This window comes from Arthrobacter sp. zg-Y1116, from assembly GCF_024385485.1.
In the GTDB taxonomy this organism is placed as follows: Bacteria; Actinomycetota; Actinomycetes; order Actinomycetales; family Micrococcaceae; genus Arthrobacter_B.
Genome location: NZ_JANFLR010000001.1, coordinates 945,751 through 960,789 on the forward strand (window position 1 = coordinate 945,751; position 15,039 = coordinate 960,789).

Annotated in this window: 17 protein-coding genes and 1 riboswitch; of the genes, 7 read left to right on the forward strand and 10 right to left on the reverse strand. The window is 66.6% G+C overall.

Annotation, left to right across the window (positions count from 1 at the left end):
- Nucleotides 1-37: 37 nt before the first annotated feature.
- Complete coding sequence (locus NNX34_RS04445; RefSeq protein ID WP_255765305.1) at nucleotides 38-994, reverse strand: lantibiotic dehydratase C-terminal domain-containing protein; 957 nt, start codon at nucleotides 992-994, stop codon at nucleotides 38-40.
- Between the two features lie 352 nt (nucleotides 995-1,346).
- On the opposite strand from NNX34_RS04445, the gene NNX34_RS04450 reads away from it, so the two are divergent.
- On the forward strand, nucleotides 1,347-1,985 hold the full coding sequence (locus NNX34_RS04450; RefSeq protein WP_255765306.1) for a bifunctional 2-polyprenyl-6-hydroxyphenol methylase/3-demethylubiquinol 3-O-methyltransferase UbiG: 639 nt from the start codon (nucleotides 1,347-1,349) through the stop codon (nucleotides 1,983-1,985).
- Between the two features lie 13 nt (nucleotides 1,986-1,998).
- On the opposite strand, the gene NNX34_RS04455 is transcribed toward NNX34_RS04450, so the two are convergent.
- The 3 genes from NNX34_RS04455 to NNX34_RS04465 form a co-directional block, all read right to left on the reverse strand.
- On the reverse strand, nucleotides 1,999-3,147 hold the full coding sequence (locus NNX34_RS04455; RefSeq protein ID WP_255765307.1) for a Vms1/Ankzf1 family peptidyl-tRNA hydrolase: 1,149 nt from the start codon (nucleotides 3,145-3,147) through the stop codon (nucleotides 1,999-2,001).
- Between the two features lie 117 nt (nucleotides 3,148-3,264).
- Nucleotides 3,265-3,834 carry a sugar O-acetyltransferase gene (locus NNX34_RS04460; RefSeq protein WP_255765308.1) on the reverse strand — a complete coding sequence of 190 codons (570 nt, stop codon included), beginning with the start codon at nucleotides 3,832-3,834 and terminating at the stop codon, nucleotides 3,265-3,267.
- Nucleotides 3,835-3,995: 161 nt separating this feature from the next.
- On the reverse strand, nucleotides 3,996-4,763 hold the full coding sequence (locus NNX34_RS04465) for an Ltp family lipoprotein (RefSeq protein ID WP_255765309.1): 768 nt from the start codon (nucleotides 4,761-4,763) through the stop codon (nucleotides 3,996-3,998).
- Nucleotides 4,764-5,216: 453 nt separating this feature from the next.
- Here NNX34_RS04465 and NNX34_RS04470 point away from each other — a divergent pair, with 453 nt between their 5' ends.
- Nucleotides 5,217-5,495 carry a hypothetical protein gene (locus tag NNX34_RS04470; protein ID WP_255765310.1) on the forward strand — a complete coding sequence of 93 codons (279 nt, stop codon included), beginning with the start codon at nucleotides 5,217-5,219 and terminating at the stop codon, nucleotides 5,493-5,495.
- Nucleotides 5,496-5,537: 42 nt separating this feature from the next.
- Here the strand turns inward: NNX34_RS04470 and NNX34_RS04475 are convergent, their stop codons facing one another.
- The gene (locus NNX34_RS04475) at nucleotides 5,538-6,284 is read right to left on the reverse strand and encodes a TetR/AcrR family transcriptional regulator C-terminal domain-containing protein (RefSeq protein ID WP_255765311.1); all 747 of its coding nucleotides are present in this window, start codon (nucleotides 6,282-6,284) and stop codon (nucleotides 5,538-5,540) included.
- 57 nt (nucleotides 6,285-6,341) lie between these two features.
- On the opposite strand from NNX34_RS04475, the gene NNX34_RS04480 reads away from it, so the two are divergent.
- From NNX34_RS04480 to NNX34_RS04490, 3 genes are all read left to right on the forward strand, one after another.
- The gene (locus NNX34_RS04480; protein WP_255765312.1) at nucleotides 6,342-7,058 is read left to right on the forward strand and encodes a DUF4386 domain-containing protein; all 717 of its coding nucleotides are present in this window, start codon (nucleotides 6,342-6,344) and stop codon (nucleotides 7,056-7,058) included.
- 83 nt (nucleotides 7,059-7,141) lie between these two features.
- The gene (locus NNX34_RS04485) at nucleotides 7,142-8,182 is read left to right on the forward strand and encodes an FAD-dependent monooxygenase (RefSeq protein ID WP_255765313.1); all 1,041 of its coding nucleotides are present in this window, start codon (nucleotides 7,142-7,144) and stop codon (nucleotides 8,180-8,182) included.
- Nucleotides 8,183-8,250: 68 nt separating this feature from the next.
- On the forward strand, nucleotides 8,251-9,036 hold the full coding sequence (locus NNX34_RS04490; protein WP_255765314.1) for an NADPH-dependent F420 reductase: 786 nt from the start codon (nucleotides 8,251-8,253) through the stop codon (nucleotides 9,034-9,036).
- A gap of 58 nt (nucleotides 9,037-9,094) precedes the next feature.
- On the opposite strand, the gene NNX34_RS04495 is transcribed toward NNX34_RS04490, so the two are convergent.
- The 4 genes from NNX34_RS04495 to NNX34_RS04510 form a co-directional block, all read right to left on the reverse strand.
- Nucleotides 9,095-9,646: a dihydrofolate reductase family protein gene (locus NNX34_RS04495; protein ID WP_255765315.1), complete on the reverse strand. Its 552-nt coding sequence runs from the start codon at nucleotides 9,644-9,646 to the stop codon at nucleotides 9,095-9,097.
- Nucleotides 9,647-9,754: 108 nt separating this feature from the next.
- Nucleotides 9,755-11,299, reverse strand: a complete 1,545-nt coding sequence (locus NNX34_RS04500; protein ID WP_255765316.1) for a DUF6297 family protein — start codon at nucleotides 11,297-11,299, stop codon at nucleotides 9,755-9,757.
- Nucleotides 11,300-11,302: 3 nt separating this feature from the next.
- Nucleotides 11,303-11,989 (reverse strand): ABC transporter ATP-binding protein, encoded by a 687-nt coding sequence (locus NNX34_RS04505; protein ID WP_255765317.1) that lies wholly within the window; start codon nucleotides 11,987-11,989, stop codon nucleotides 11,303-11,305.
- A 31-nt stretch (nucleotides 11,990-12,020) separates the two neighbouring features.
- Complete coding sequence (locus NNX34_RS04510; protein ID WP_255765318.1) at nucleotides 12,021-12,335, reverse strand: multidrug efflux SMR transporter; 315 nt, start codon at nucleotides 12,333-12,335, stop codon at nucleotides 12,021-12,023.
- A gap of 10 nt (nucleotides 12,336-12,345) precedes the next feature.
- Nucleotides 12,346-12,412, reverse strand: a riboswitch (guanidine-III (ykkC-III) riboswitch).
- Nucleotides 12,413-12,544: 132 nt separating this feature from the next.
- Between NNX34_RS04510 and NNX34_RS04515 the strand changes: the two genes are divergently transcribed.
- Together NNX34_RS04515 and NNX34_RS04520 are read left to right on the forward strand one after the other, a co-directional pair.
- On the forward strand, nucleotides 12,545-12,784 hold the full coding sequence (locus NNX34_RS04515) for a hypothetical protein (protein WP_255765319.1): 240 nt from the start codon (nucleotides 12,545-12,547) through the stop codon (nucleotides 12,782-12,784).
- Between the two features lie 7 nt (nucleotides 12,785-12,791).
- The gene (locus NNX34_RS04520; RefSeq protein WP_255765320.1) at nucleotides 12,792-14,096 is read left to right on the forward strand and encodes an LssY C-terminal domain-containing protein; all 1,305 of its coding nucleotides are present in this window, start codon (nucleotides 12,792-12,794) and stop codon (nucleotides 14,094-14,096) included.
- Here the strand turns inward: NNX34_RS04520 and NNX34_RS04525 are convergent.
- Nucleotides 14,093-15,025 carry an AraC family transcriptional regulator gene (locus tag NNX34_RS04525; RefSeq protein WP_255765321.1) on the reverse strand — a complete coding sequence of 311 codons (933 nt, stop codon included), beginning with the start codon at nucleotides 15,023-15,025 and terminating at the stop codon, nucleotides 14,093-14,095. The two genes, NNX34_RS04520 and NNX34_RS04525, sit on opposite strands and share 4 nt — an antisense overlap.
- Nucleotides 15,026-15,039: the final 14 nt, after the last annotated feature.

Below are 15,039 nucleotides of genomic sequence, written 5' to 3' on the forward strand. Positions count from 1 at the left end.
CATAAGCGGTGGCCCCTGGCGTGTGCCGCCTACACCGTCATTTCCTACCCGGCTTCGACGGCTGCGACGAGCTCTCCTCACCGGAATACTTCGCTTCAATATCCTTACTCCAAGCACGCGCGTAGATCCCGAGTGCCCCCTGTTCCCGGAGCGGGAAGCCCAGCTGTTTCAGTGCCAGCTGGCTGGCCCCCGTAGCCAGCTGCTGCGCACTGCGACTGATGCGTTGCTTGTCTGCCCGGTACAAATATTCATCGACGGTCCTTGCCCAGCGCTTCCGCCAGACATCCACTGCCGACTCCGCGGCAAGGGCGGCCATCACCCTGTGCGCGGGCATAACCCGCGGTGCCATCTGCGCCATCGCTGCCCTGCGCGCATGCTCCGACTGCGCGCCAAAAGATCCTGTGCAGGCGTGCAGATGAGCGTTCCAGTAGAAGTCCCAGCTAGTGGTTCTGCGGTCGGGCCAAACAGCGGACCGGGGTCCGCACATCATGGCGTGGCCGGCGTCGTAGAGCAGCAGGGCAGCCAGCATCGAGCGCATGTTGAGGCGGGGAAAGCGGTTGACTGCCCACAAAGCCAGGTCCGAAGACACCTCGGAAATCCCGGAAGCCAGTTCCAAGCCCTTTGGCCCACCGAACCGGGCAAGCCCCGCTTCCACCACCTCAGGTACCGGTTCGCCCGGCCGTGGTGGATAAATGATGTCCGGCGCCTGGGAGATCTTCACGGGGCCCAGTGTGGCAGCGCTTTCGTCCGCCAGCGCGTGCGCAAACTTCCATAGGCGCTTAACGACGTCGTCGGTGGCAAGCAAATGCAGGACTACGGCCGGATGGGCGGATTCCAGGTTGCGTGAAAACCGGAACCGGTTCCCCTCCCCGACCCGCAGTTGGGAAGACAGCGGGCCCACAATACGGCGGACTATTTCATCACCCGCATCCCTCCGCTCGGGCTCTATGCTCAGGACGGACCACAGGGTGGTTGTGCTGGCGTGGTGCTGCACAGGACGGGTAGTTGCCTCTCGATGAACAGTGTTTGATTGCACTATGCGGCTCATATCATCCCCAAAATGATCGTCGTGGCTTCTGTAGGCGCGTTCCCAACTGCGTTCCCAACAGGGTGTCGCCAACACTGTGTTGCCAAAATATGAATGTCCATACGGGCTCTAGGAAATTTCATATTTGTGTCAGGGGGGCTTTTCCTTCGCATGCTGAGCGACTATGGGTTTTGCGAACCAGCGACGCCCACTGCACCACACCGGCTTCGGCGCCGTCACCAGGTGCAGCGATGCCACCGCCTTGCTGCAGGAGGACACCTCCAGCTACCTCCGGCGCGGCCCGGACTACGCTGGAACAATGACACACAGCTTCGACAAGGACTACTGGGAGCAGCACTGGCACGAGGCCCCGGACACCGCCCCGGCCGGCGGCCACCAGCCGCCCGCGAACCCCTACGTGGCGCGCCTCGCGGCGGAGCTCCCGGCAGGCACGCCGCTGGACGCCGGCTGCGGAACGGGCGCGGAAGCCCTGGAACTGGCCGCGCACGGCTGGACGGTAGTGGGTGCGGACGTATCGGCATCTGCCCTCGCCGCAGCGTCCCGGCGTGCCGAAGCGCAGACACTGTCCGGCAGCGTGGACTGGATCGAGGCGGACCTGGTCTCCTGGGAACCGGGACGCCGCTTTGACCTGGTCACCACCAACTACGCCCACCCGGCCATGCCGCAGCTGACGTTCTATACCCGGGTCGCGGAGTGGGTGGCACCGGGCGGCACCCTCCTGATTGTCGGGCACGCGCACGACGACGAGGCCACCACAGCGCACGGGCACCACCCGCCGGCCGACACGGTCGTGACTGCCGAAGCCATCCGGGCGCTGCTGGATCCGGCGACATGGAGCATCACCGTCGCCGAGGAACATCCGCGCTCCATGACCGCGCCGGACGGCAGCCAGGTCACCTTGCGCGACGTCGTCGTCCAGGCCGTCCGCGAGCGCTAATCCGCGACTGCCCCTAGGTCGCGTTCCTGCCGGGAGCTTCGGGGCCGGTGGGCCAGCGCAGCAGCGCGGCGACGCCGGCTCCGGCGGGCAGGACGCCGTCGGGCACCAGAAGGAGGCAAGCATCGGTCAGGGCCGCCGCGCGCAGCAGGGCCACTGGAGCGGAAACCTTGCCCAGCACGTCTGAGCCCAGCGCCTGCTCCTCCGCAGTGGCCACCCACGGCTCGACGGCGAGGGCCAACAACCGGTGGTCGGCGAGCGCAGTGTCATTCAGGATCAGCATGTCCACCTGCGCCTGTTGAAGGGCCTGGACAACAGCACCGATGCCGGTGGTCGACTCGGGGTTGGCCTGCCCTTGCTGCAGGGCGAGGCGGTCCATGATCTGTTCCTGCTCGTCCGCCCACTGCAGGGCAATCAGTTCCTGGACGCGGTCCTCGAAACCCTCATGATGGGCACCGCCGGTACGGGTATGCGAATCGAGCATGCGGACCAGGTTCCGGTGCGCTTCGGCGAGCTGGTCCTGCACCAGTCCGCGGGCACGGACATCACCGGCGAGCACGATCAGCCGGGCACCGCTGCTGTCCACGATGCTGTCGATCTGGCCGGCGACCTCGTCCGCGTTCCGGCGCCAGATGCCTTCGGTCCTGCGCTGCTGCTTGTCCTGCGCCCAGCCGTCGCCGGCGGAGAGTTTGCGGATGTCCTCGGTGGAGCCTGCGACATCCTGGATGCTGGCGGGACCGGGGCGGCCCACGTGTGCCAGCCGGATCTCGGCGCCTTCCCGCGACACTTCCGCAACGATGTACGGGAATTCTTCCGGACGGTGCTTGAGCAGCGGCAGCAGGTCCGGAACGGGCCCCACGGAAACGTGCTTCGGGCCGACAAGCGGGCCGGGCAGGAGTTCGTTCAGTTCCTCCGTCCCCTGCCGGACTAGGACGAAGCGCGACACCGGGGCGGGCACGCCGTAGGCAGGAGCCACCGCGGCTTCCATGGCCTCAAGGTCCGCCGGCGGAGCCCCCTTTTCCGCCAGCGCCCTCCGGACAGCGCCCGGGCGGACTTCGGCCGCTTCCCGGCCTTCCACCGTTCCGGCCCCGGCATCGACATAGGCCGCGCACCAGGGTCCTTGTTTCCGGTACAGGTCGGCGTATTTGTGGAGGTGTTCAGTCATGGCGATCTCCATCCCGTACGGGTGTTCCCGCACATCGATTCAATCCGTGCCTCAAGCTAACACCGGCGTTCACGGCAACTAAAGGGCTGCGCACGCCACACGCCTGCCGCCGCCGGTCTAATCCGCGAGGTGCCGGAGAACCCGTGCCGGTGACCCGACGGCCAGGGCCCGAGCCGGAACGTCCTTGGTGACGACGGCGCCGGCGGCCACCACGGAATCGTCGCCGACCGTCACCCCCGGCAGGACCGTGACGTTGGAGCCGAGCCAGACGTTCCGGCCGAGCGTGACCGGCGCCGGATGCATGTCCGCCCGGCGGTCCGGCGACAGATCATGGTTGAGCGTGGCTAGGACAACGTTATGGCCGATCAGGCAGTCATCGCCGATGCGGATCCCGCCCTGGTCCTGGAAACGGCAGCCGGCGTTGATGAACACCCGTTTCCCCAGGCTGATGTTCTTCCCGAAGTCGGAGGAGAACGGCGGGAACAGGGCAACGGTCTCGTCCACCGGTTTCCCGGTCAGCCGGGAGAGCAGCTCCCGCACCCGGGCCGGTTCATGGTAGCCGCCGTTGAGCTCGCCGGTAACCTGCAGGGCGGTCTGGCTGGCGTGATGCATGGCTTCATGCAGCGGTGATCCGGCGGTAACGGTTTCGCCTGCGTTGAGCGCCGCGAGCAGTTCCTCGAGGTCCATGGTGCCCCTTGTCGGTTGGCCTACCCGTCCTACCGTTGCACCGGTGCAGCGGGGTGGCAACAGCTCCCGGATCGGCGGGGCGAATGCCGCTGCATTCGCCCCGCCGTCGTCGTCCTCGGGTCGTCAGCCGCCGGCCGGCATCGGAGTCTTGCGGAAGGGGACTACTTCAGGTTCTGAATGGCGTAGTCGGCTTCCTCAGGGGTGAACATTGCGCCGTACATATCGGTGCTGGCGAGGTAATCCCGCAGCTCATCCAGGGGCATAGGGTTTTCCTTCTGCAAAGACTTCGCGGCTTCCAGCGCGTTGGTCTTGTAATCGGCCTTGAGGTTATCGACGGCGTACTGCGCGGCCTCCGGGGTGTACTGGCCGTATTCCCCGCCCAGCTGGTCCTGGATGGCGGCCTTGCTCATGTGCAGGGAGTCGCTGTAGAACGTGGCACTGTTCAGCGCCTGCACATTGTCATTGTTCTTTGGAACGGCAGGAGCAGCTGGTGCCTCCTCGGTCGGCGCGGAGGAGACCGGGGCCGGGCTGGACAGCGTAGTGCTGTTCGTCTCCGATGCCTTCTGGCTTTCCTGAACAGCCGCGCTAATTGTCGCCGTCATGGTGACAATCATGATCACCGAAACAATGACGTTCAGGACCCACACGATGATGGTGACGATCCACGCCGTCTTCTTGCTCTGCTGATATCCGTCCAGCGGGCGGCCCTGCTTGTCCTTCTGGTTCCCGGTCAGGGTGATGATCAGGTCAACCAGCGTCCAGATGCCGAAACCGCCACCCGTCAGGAGCTTCAGGACACCGGTCCCGATCTTGCCCAGGTAGAACCGGTCGATACCCAGCCCGCCCAGGAAGAGCGCGAGCAGCCATGTCACGACAAAGGACTTCCCGGTGCCGATAACGGGTTTATAGCTTGTTTCGGTAGTGCTCATTAAGGTGTTTGCCTTTTCTGTTATCAGGGTTGTGCTTCAGTAGTCGACGATGTCAAAGCGTCATGTCTTCGCCGCAGCGGAGATTGCAACTACGGTCGATTCCGAAGTTGCCGCACACCTGGCAAATACCGGAACAATTAGGTCGACCCGGACATATTATCCGACGGAGCACGCCTGCTCTCACGTCGAAAGCGCGGGATCTCCTATAAATTACTGATTGTCGGAGTTTCATGTTGCGATCAGCGATAAAATCAGGGGATATTGAAATCCATGCCTCAAAGCCACCGTATTCTTCAACCGGCGGTCTCCACACCTCGGGTTTCGACGTACGTTACCCCCGACGGCATGTTCGAGTTCGATTACCCCTCCGAATGGTCAGTGGTCTCCAATCCCACGTCGGTCCCGAACGAAGTGTCCACGTCCCTCATCGTGCAGGATGCGCGAGGAAGGCAGATGGCTGCTTTTGTCGCAGGTTTTCCAGCAGTCAATGACTCGGTGGTCGCCGGGCCTATCGCACCTGTTCCGCTCGAATATCAGAAAATCCCGGGTGAGCAGATTGCCCCAACCCATGAAGGGACGGCAGTCGCTTATCACTATGAAACAAGGTTCAACCCGGTTCGTGGCGAAGTGGGTGCTGAAATGAGCATCAATACTTTCAAGTCAGACTTTCCGTCCGAGCCTCAAAGCTACCGGGAACAGCAGCTTTTTCGAGGCGTATCAGCGCACTGCTGAGTATCAAGCCGTCAAAGAAATGATGATCTCGCTCCGACGAACCTAGCCGTCCCGCCAGGAGCCCCGCAGGGTTTCGATGCCGTCCAACAGCACGTCGAGCCCGACGTTGAATTCGGCGTCGTAGTCGTAGCCTTGCTTCGCCAGCTCGCCCACCACTTCGAGCAGGTACGGATACCGGGCCGCAGCCTCCGCCGATTCCCCGTTGAGGGTGTCGGCGGCGGCCTCGGCCGACTCCTCCGGGGTTTCGAAGGACAGCGTCTTCTGCTGCAGGGCGAAGCCGTACACGTAGGCATCCAGCAGGCTCATGACGTGGACGGCGGCGCGGAACGTGAATCCGCTCTGCCGCAGGCAGCCCAGCATCGCGTTGTGCTGGCGCAGGCTCTCCGGCCCCGGCCGGCCTGCCGCTTCCATCCGCCCCACCGCCCAGCGGTGCGTGACCAATGCGGCCCAGAGGGAGGCGGCTCGATCACGCACGGCCTGTTTCCAGCCGCGCGCACTCTCCGGTTCCGTGACCTCGGCCCAGACCAGGTCCACCATGCCCTCGAGCAGTTCCTGTTTGTTGGCCACGTGCTTGTACAGCGCCATGGGAACCACGCCGAGTTCGTCCGCCAGCGTGCGCATGGTGAAGCCGTCGGTGCCCACCTGGTCAGCCAGTTCGACGCCGGCGCGCAGCACGGCGTCCCGGTTCAGGCGCGGACGCCGCGCGGACGGTTCCTGCTGCCGTGCCTTGGATACCTGTCCCACAGGGCCGCCTTCCCGGAAATCGATGCTTGACAGAGTGTACGACATACACCTAAGTTCATCGCATCGGGTGTACGTCGTACACCTTTGGCCTACAGGAGCGTCATGCAGACCTCTAACCGCACGGCCCGGACCGCCGGGATCCTCTTCCTCCTCACCTTCGCCTCCGCCATCGCCGGGGCCGCACTGTACGCACCGCTGCTCACCGACCCCAACTACCTCGCCGGACCCGGCGCCGACACCCGGATCCTGCTCGGCGCCGTCTGCGAACTGGTGCTGATCGTCGCGAACATCGGGACCGCCGTCGTGCTGTTTCCCGTGCTGCGGCGCTACAGCGAGACTGCCGCTGTCGGCTATGTTGCGGCCCGGATCATGGAGTGCGCGCTTATTGCCTTCGGGATTCTCAGCGTGCTCACCGTGGTGACGCTGCGGCAGACTGGGGGTGCCGACGCCGGGCAATACCTGCCCGTGGCGCGGGCACTGGTAACGGTGCATGACTGGACGTTCCTGCTCGGCCCGGGGTTCGTGGTGGGTATCGGCAACGGCCTGCTGCTCGGGTTCCTGATGTACCGATCGCATCTGGTGCCGCGGCCGATGGCACTGTTCGGCCTGGTCGGCGGTCCGCTGATGTCGCTGTCCGGTATTGCCGTGCTTTTCGGCGCCTACGAACAGTCTTCGGTTCCCTCCGCGCTGGCCACGCTCCCGGAGATCATCTGGGAGGCGTCGCTGGGGATCTACCTGACGGTCGTCGGTTTCCGACGGCCTCGGGAGACCGCCGCGGACCTGGCGGCCGACGTCGACAGCAGGCAGCAGGCGGCGTAGATTCCCGCAGGAACGGAATCACCCTCAGACGGGGGCCGCCCCGAGCCCGACGGAACCGGACCATTGATGATGAGGAGACACGCATGCGCGGTTCAGCACTGATCGTCGGAGCGGGTATCGCAGGAACCGCCGTTGCGCGGGGGCTGCTCCGCGCAGGATGGTCGGTCCAGGTGCTCGAACGCGGCGCAAACCTTCCCGGCAGCGGAACGGCGCTGGCCATGTGGCCCGAGGCGATGCGGGCCCTCGACGCATTGGGCGCCGGTGACGCAGTCCGCGCCGGCTCGGTGGTAGAGCAGGGCGCACGGATCCTGAAACCGGACGGCAGCCAGATCGCCGCCATGGGCCGCAGCCGGACCGCCCGCCTGGTGCCGCGCACCGTCCTGCTGGAGGCGTTGGCCGGGGACTTGCCTGCCGGGCTTATCCAATGGAATTCACCGGCTGCAGGGCCCTCAACCCTGCCCTCTGCGGATGTTGTTGTGGCCGCCGACGGAATCTTCAGCCGCCTGCGCACCGCCTGCAACGGAATACCGCCCCGGGCGCTGGGAACAGTGGCCTTTCGCGGCGTTGTACCCGGCCCGGCCGGCGGGGTCAGCGAGACGTGGGGGCGCGGCCGCCTGTTCGGCATTACCCCGCTGGATGCCGGTAGCACCAACTGGTTTGCCTGCCTCCGTTCCACAGACCTTCCTCCGCTGGGTTCCCCGGAGGCTATCGGCGCCCAGGGGGTAGAACTGCTGCGCAGCCTCTACCGCGGGTGGCATCCGGACGTCGCCCGGGTCCTGGGGAAACTGGACGGAAGCCCGATGGATTACCGGGAACTGTTCGACGTTCCGCCGCTCCCGTCCTACGTTTCCGGCAACTTGGCACTGCTGGGCGACGCTGCGCACGGCATGGCGCCGAACCTTGGCCGCGGTGCCTGTGACGCTCTTCTGGACGCGGTGGCCCTGATTGACGCACTCAGTTCGGCTCCCGACGTCACCGCCGGCCTGCAGCGCTACGACGCCGGCCGGCGTCGGCGGGGAAACCTCATGGTCCGGGCGGCACGGTTGCTGAACCGTGTCGCCACGGCCGAGCATTTCACCGGAGCCCGAAACCTCGCGATGTCCGCCGGGGCACGGTTCGCCTAGCACTTTCCGCCCGGAATCCGCCGTCCTGGACGCCTTCGTCCGAGGGAATTCCTCCGCAGCACGGGCAGTTGCCTCCTTTAGGGACTGCCGGAGTACACCCGCGCCAGTCCAACGAAACATCATCGAAGGGATACGCAATGCCGACATTGGGCATCATTGGAAGCGGAAACATCGGATCGGCAGTCGCGCGTCTCGCGGTTGCGGCGGGCATGAACGTCGTGATTGCCAACTCGAGGGGACCTGAAACGCTCACGGAACTGGTGGCCGACCTCGGGCCGCTGGCCCAGGCCGGAACGGTGGAAGACGCCGCAAAACTCGGCGACGCCGTCGTGCTTTCCATTCCCTTGAATGCGGTTTCCGCTCTTCCGGATGGATTGCTGGCCGGCAAAATCGTCCTGGACACCAGCAATTACTACCCGTCCCGGGACGGGCGGATCGCCGAGCTTGATGACAGCACGGTGACCACCAGTGAACTGGTGCAGAGCCGGCTTCCCGGGGCGCAGTACGTCAAGGCCTTCAATAACATCCTGGCCCATCACATTCCGCTTCTGGCCCGCCCCGCCGGGTCCGCTGACCGCTCCGCGCTGCCCATCGCGTCCGACGACGACTCAGCCAAGGCCGAGGCGGCCGCACTCATCGACGGACTGGGCTTCGACGTCGTCGACGCCGGCACAGTCGCCGAGAGCTGGAGGTTTGAGCCGGACTCTGCTGGCTACACCCGTCTTTACCTCGCGGATGCCGGCACGCCCGATGACCAGCTGATGAGTTCGGTTCCGGGCACAACACCCAAGGCGAAGGTCGAGTCCGCTCTGACGTCGGCCACCCGGGTGAACGTGGCCGAACGCCTCTTCTAGGCGGGAGCAGGGTGCGCGGCGGTTGGTTCCGATCCAGCCGCCGCGCAGAAAGCACGCCTCAGCCCACGGCGTAGGTCACCCGGACTCCCCCGTTGTCGAGGCGTTGTTCCCGCAGCAGGCGAAGGTCCAGCGGCAACCCGTCGGGCAGGGCCCGCGGACCGCCGCCGGCAATTACCGGACAGATCACCAGCGACACAATGTCCACCAGCCCCATGCGCATAGCACTCTTGGCCAGTTCCGGGCCGCCGATCATAACGTTTCCCGCGGCTTTGGCCCGTTCCACGGCTTCCGGAGTCAGGGTGCGTTCCAAAGTCGTCCGCCCGGTGAAAACATCCTGCAGTGTGGAGGAAAACACGACCTTGGGCACCGCCGTCCAGGCCGCCGCGAACCGGGCTGCCCCCGGCGGCCCCGCGGCCAAGGTTGGATCGGTTTCCCACACGGCCATGGTTTCGTACATGCGCCGCCCGTAGAGCACGGCGGTCGCGTCTTCCAGGTCCTCGGAGTGTGAGGCAAGAAAATCTTCGGTCGGCTCCAACCAGGCGAAGTTGCCGTCAGCGTCGGCGCCGTACCCGTCCAGTGAGCAGTTCATGGAGTATGTAAGGGATCCCATCCCGCAACTCAACCCCCGGGTCTTTCCCTGCACAAGGGCGCTGGCGCGCATGCACCGCGAAGCACTGCTCACGTAAGGCCCAGTGCGCCATCGAGTCTGCCGCCCGTCCTATTTCCGCGAATACATCACCAGCAGGACGCAGACCGCGGAAAAGACCGCCTGGGCCAGCAGCAGCACTACGGGAACGTAGCCGAGGAACAGGCCCAGCAGCAACGGCACCGCGGCCAGCAGGATCGCATCCAGCCCCTGGGCCAGGGATCCGGTCTGCGCTGTGGGCACCGGACCGAACACGGTTTCGGTCGGCGGAGCGGTCCAGTCCGGCAGCGGCCGGTACGCACCCCGGACCGCCGCAGCACCGAACCCGACCCCGGCGAGCGCGCCAAGCCCGATCAGCGCCGGGCTGCCCGCACCCAGCAGCACCAGGACGGCGCAGAACCCTGCGGACCACATCATCAGTGCGGCCGCGGGCAGGGCCGTCCGGCTCAGCCGCACCAGTGCCGGGGACAGCGGCAGCAGGGCGTCCAGCCCCGGTGTGATTGCGGTTTGCCGGGCCAGGGTGCCCAGCGCCGGAACCACCGCGCAGATGGTGAGCAGGATGATGACCAGCTGCAGCGGCGCGGGCTGCTGTCCGGCGGACAGCAGAACCGTGATGCAGAGCAGGAGCAGCAGTACGGGACGGCCCCAGGTCCCGGGGGTGCGCAGGAATGCGGTGGCATCCGCCCGCAGCAGTGCGCCGAACGGGGTGCGCGCTCCCCTGGCGTACCAGCGCCGCGCGCGGGAGGTCGTCCGGACCTTCGGCGTGCCGGCGAACGCCCGGCCAAGCTCGTTGGTGTCCATCAGATACAGCGCAGCACCGGCGTGCCCGGACACCCCGCCGCCCCGGATCAGCTCACGGCCCGGGATCGCACCTATCCGTGCGAACACCAGCGCCCACAGTCCAACGACGGCGGCCAACGCTGCGGCGGCCGGCCATAGCTCCCCGGCGGCGGCCAGCCGGGGAACGAAACTCAGCAGGACCAGCAGCACCAGCCCGCCGGCCGTACCCGCTGTTCCGCCCGGGAAACCGGTCCCCGCCGACTGCCGCAGGGCCGCCAGCAACAGTGCACAGACCGCCGCCAGCCCGAAGACGGCGGCACCGAGGAACTGGCCTTGCAATGGTGCCTGCAGGTCGCTGATGAAGCCGACCGGCAGATATAGCACCGCACCTCCGGCCCAGACCAGGCCTGCTCGGCGGAGCAGCGGTCCGGCCAGGAAGGGGCGACGGTCCACGGGCAGGCTCAGCCACCAGTACCCCTCGGCCGAGGCCACGGCCACCGGCCCGAGCTTCCGGGCACCGGCCAACACCGCAGCCAGGGCCGCGAACAGCAGGACGGTCGCCGCGGCGCCGTCGTGCAGGGCGGTCCAGTCCGCGGTGATAACAGTGCGGCGGCTGCCGGTTCCGGAACCCAGGGCCTTCGCGACCTCGTTCCGCATCGCCAGCACCAGTCCCCCGGCCAGAGCGCCAATGGTTCCGACTCCCAGCAAGGTGGCATAGGCGTCCAGCAGCACATCCCGGACGCGGACACTGCCCCGGCGGTGTTCCCGCGAGGCTGCACGAGTGTAGCGGGCCGGGTTGAACTCCGTCGCCCTCGGGGCGGCTTCGATGCGGGTCACGGGTTACCGGCCCGCGATCTCGGCCGCGGCCCGGGCCGGTTCGATCTCCTGCACCTGGTCATCGATCAGCAGGCAGCGTTCCGCGGTCGCCAGGAGCAACGCCGGATCGTGGGTCACAAGCAGAACCGTGCCGCCGTCGTCGGCGTATTGGCGGATCCGCTTCCCCACCCGTTCGCGCATCACCGGGTCCAGGCGCTGTTCCGGTTCGTCGAGGATCAGCAGGGAGGACGGCCGGATCAGGGCCGAGGCGAGCAGCAGCCGCCGCCTCTGGCCGGAGGAGACGGACTCCGGGACGGCGTCTGCGCGGTCCTGCAGGCCGAAAAAGTCCAGTTCCGCGTCGACGGCGGCGTCCGGGTCCGCGACCCCGTGCCCGCGGGCGACCAGCTGCAGATGTTCCCGCAGCGACAGGGAGGGGAAGAAGGCGTCCTCATCGAAGAGTGCGGCCACCTGCCGGCGGAACGGGATGGCGTCCTCGTTGGCGGGCAGCCCGTGGACGCGCACCTCGCCGTCGAGCATCAGCTGTTTCCCGGCGATGGTGCGGGCGGCGGTGGACTTGCCCGCACCGTTGAAGCCCACGACGCCGAGGATCTCCCCCGCGTCCGCGTGCGCGGTGATGGCGCCGCAGACGGGTGCACCGGCGTAGCCCACCAGTAGGTTGGAAATCTCGAGCACGGCCCCCGCAGCAGTCATGCCGTCTAATCTAGCGGGCCCGGGGCGCCGTCTAGTGGAGCGACTTCAGGCCGATCACGCCGCCCACAATCATCGCCAGGAACACGATCTTCAGCAGGGACACGGATTCCGCGCCGGTGGCCATGGCGTAGATGACGGTCAGCGTGGCGCCGATGCCCACCCAGACGGCATACGAGGTGCCCAGCGGCAGTTCCCGCATGGCGTAGGCGAGCCCGGCCATGCTCGCCAGCAGGGCGGTAACGAAGATGGCCGAGGGCCAGAACCGGCTGAACCCCTGCGATTTGTCCAGCGCGGTGGCCCACACTGCTTCCAGGACGCCGGACAGCACCAGAACAATCCATGACATGAGAGTCTCCCTTGGGCCGTCTTGTCGCACACCGGGTACGGCACCCCTCGTCCGGGAGACCGTGTCGCGGCCTCCCTTCCACGGTCGCACGTCCGGTTTTCCGGGGCAACCCGGCTTCGCGGCGGGTGGGCCCGGGAATTTCCGGCCGGTTGGTAACCGGGAAGCGCAGACCGTCGACCATCCGGTCCGTTAGTGCCAGAGTTTTAGCCATGACTGATGAACAGTTTGAGCGCGATGACCTGGACATTGCCCTCTGGTGGCCGATGCTCACCTCCGAGTCCCGCGAGTGGCTGACCGCCAATAACGGTGACGCCGTAGAGCCGTGGGTGGTGGAGGAGATCTCCCGCAGCCGCGGCATGGCTTCGGACGGCAGCGGGGCCTATTACCTGCCGGATGCGGCCGTGGACTGGATTGAGGCCCGGGCAAACGGCGAAGTGCCGGGGCTATGACTTCCGGATGATCCAGCCGGGCACCGCAGCGGAGTCCGACGGCGGACCCGGCGCAACCGCCGTCGATTGGGCTTTCTTCACGTTCAGCGGCATCGGTGCAGCCTGGTTCGCCGTGCTGCTGCTGGAGGAAAGCCTGCAGCAGCGGCATATCTGGTTCCTGGTGGTGTTCTGGGCCGCGCTGGCGTACTTGGTGCTGCCGCGCCTGGACCGCGTCCTGACGCAGATTTTCATTCCCAACTACTTCATGGGCCGCACCCGCACCAATGCCGGCCTGTTCGGCGACGCCGTCAACCTGGCCTTCCTTGGCAGCGAGGCGCAGCTGCGGGGCGCCTTGGAAAAGGCCGGCTGGCACCTTGCGGACCCGGTGACCCTGGCCAGCAGCTGGCGCATTGTCTCCTCCACCCTGCTGCACCGCAGCTACATCCACGCCCCGGTGAGCCCCCTGCTCCTGTTCGACCGGCAGCAGGATTTTGCCTACGAGCAGGAAATGCACGGCAACCCGCGGCAGCGCCACCATGTCCGTTTCTGGCGCTGCCCCGAGGGCTGGATGCTCCCCGGCGGCATTGCCGCGGACTGGCTGGGTGCCGCGTCCTTTGACCGTGCCGTTGGTTTATCCCTGTTTACCCTGCAGGTCACGCACCGGGTCGGCGAGAACATCGACGCCGAACGGGACTACCTGATCAACTCCCTCCGGGAAGCCTCCCCCGCGGTGTCCGTGGAGGTCATCAAGAACTTCTCCACCGGATACCACTCCCGCAACGGCGGCGGGGACTCAATTGTCACCGACGGGGACCTGCCGGTGGCGGACCTGAGCAGGCTCCCGGAGACCGGCCCGGCCGTGCCCGTCGACACAGCTGCCGCCCCGGACCGGCCGCCGGCTGCGGTTATTTTCGGTGCCGTTCTGGTGTTCCTGCGCGGATTCGCCTCCCTGGCGGTGGCGGCGCCCTTCCTGGTCCACCTGACCGATATCTCCCCGGTGATCAACCTGCTGGGCACCCAGAGCCGCGGCGTTGCCGAGCTGGGCCGTGCCTATGCTCCCACCAGCGTCTCGCTCACCGTTTTCGCCGGGGTGGAGGTTGTGCTGGCAGTACTCATTCTGCGCGGCAGTAACCGGGCCCGGATCACCGCGATGTCCCTGAGCTCGGTCGCCATTGCCGTGCAGGTGGCCGCCGTGTCCGCCGGACCCGAGGCCGCGCTGCGGACCAACTTGTTCGGCTACGCCTTTGACGTCCTACTGATCCTCGCCCTGTCCGGCGATCAGGCTCGAATCTACGCCCACACCCGCCGTCGTCGTCCGGCCAGCGCGAGCTAATCCACCGACTCCAGCGCCCGCACCCGGGACCGGTAATGCAACGGCGATTCGCCCACGCTGCGCTTGAACGCTGTGCTGAAGGCGCTCTCGGAGGAGAAACCGAGGTCCAACGCCAATGACCGGATCCGGGTATCCCCGGACCTCAGTTCCCGCTGCGCCACGAGCATGCGCCAGTTGTTCAGGTACGCGCGGGGCGGAGTGCCGGCAACGTCCCGAAACCGCTCCGCGAAGGCGGTGCGGGACATGGCGGCTGCGTTCGCGAGTTCCGCCAGGCTCGGCGGCGGAGCCCCCGGGGCATGGATCAGGGCCAGGGCCGGGCGGAGCCGTTCATCGGCTATCAGCTTCAGCCATCCCTGCGGGAGTTCGGCATCGGTGATGAAGGACCGGAGTACGTCCAGCAGCAGGAGCTGCGCATATTGGCGGACCGCAAACCCGGAGCCGATCTGCTGCCGGGAAACTTCGTCGAAAAGACGCCGAATCAGCATGGGCAGGTGGGGTGCGGCGTCGGTGCCGGACCGGACGTGGGCCACGGGCGGAAGCGCCTGCAGCAGCAGGTCCCTGCCCACGGTATTTACCGCCACCCGGCCGCCAATGATGATGTCCTCGGTTCCGGGCTCGCCCTCCCCCGCCCGGACAAAGGTGCCGCTGGCGGGGGGATCGAGGCGGGCGGGCACTGCGTCTCCGCTGCCGCCGTGGAGCCGCAGCCAGGTGCGGCCGTTAAGTACGACGACGTCGCCCGCCTCCAAATGCAGTGGTTCTTCAAGGCCGTCGGTCGCCAGTTTCATGCTGCCCTGCACCACGGCAAAGAACTTCATGTCGTCGTCTATCCTTGCCTCCGTTTCCCAGCGGCCGTGCACGGCAATGCTGCCGGAAATGACGCCCCGGACTTGGATGAAATCAAGGACTTCGGATAAACGGTCGGAAACCATGTTTGTACTCTAGG

Coding starts and splice junctions, on each gene's coding strand:
- NNX34_RS04450 (WP_255765306.1), top strand. CDS start 1,347: ATGACACACAGCTTCGACAAGGACTACTGGGAGCAGCACTGGCACGAG.
- NNX34_RS04455 (WP_255765307.1), bottom strand. CDS start 3,147: ATGACTGAACACCTCCACAAATACGCCGACCTGTACCGGAAACAAGGA.
- NNX34_RS04460 (WP_255765308.1), bottom strand. CDS start 3,834: ATGGACCTCGAGGAACTGCTCGCGGCGCTCAACGCAGGCGAAACCGTT.
- NNX34_RS04465 (WP_255765309.1), bottom strand. CDS start 4,763: ATGAGCACTACCGAAACAAGCTATAAACCCGTTATCGGCACCGGGAAG.
- NNX34_RS04470 (WP_255765310.1), top strand. CDS start 5,217: ATGGCTGCTTTTGTCGCAGGTTTTCCAGCAGTCAATGACTCGGTGGTC.
- NNX34_RS04475 (WP_255765311.1), bottom strand. CDS start 6,284: ATGTCGTACACTCTGTCAAGCATCGATTTCCGGGAAGGCGGCCCTGTG.
- NNX34_RS04480 (WP_255765312.1), top strand. CDS start 6,342: ATGCAGACCTCTAACCGCACGGCCCGGACCGCCGGGATCCTCTTCCTC.
- NNX34_RS04485 (WP_255765313.1), top strand. CDS start 7,142: ATGCGCGGTTCAGCACTGATCGTCGGAGCGGGTATCGCAGGAACCGCC.
- NNX34_RS04495 (WP_255765315.1), bottom strand. CDS start 9,646: ATGGGATCCCTTACATACTCCATGAACTGCTCACTGGACGGGTACGGC.
- NNX34_RS04505 (WP_255765317.1), bottom strand. CDS start 11,989: ATGACTGCTGCGGGGGCCGTGCTCGAGATTTCCAACCTACTGGTGGGC.
- NNX34_RS04510 (WP_255765318.1), bottom strand. CDS start 12,335: ATGTCATGGATTGTTCTGGTGCTGTCCGGCGTCCTGGAAGCAGTGTGG.
- NNX34_RS04515 (WP_255765319.1), top strand. CDS start 12,545: ATGACTGATGAACAGTTTGAGCGCGATGACCTGGACATTGCCCTCTGG.
- NNX34_RS04520 (WP_255765320.1), top strand. CDS start 12,792: ATGATCCAGCCGGGCACCGCAGCGGAGTCCGACGGCGGACCCGGCGCA.
- NNX34_RS04525 (WP_255765321.1), bottom strand. CDS start 15,025: ATGGTTTCCGACCGTTTATCCGAAGTCCTTGATTTCATCCAAGTCCGG.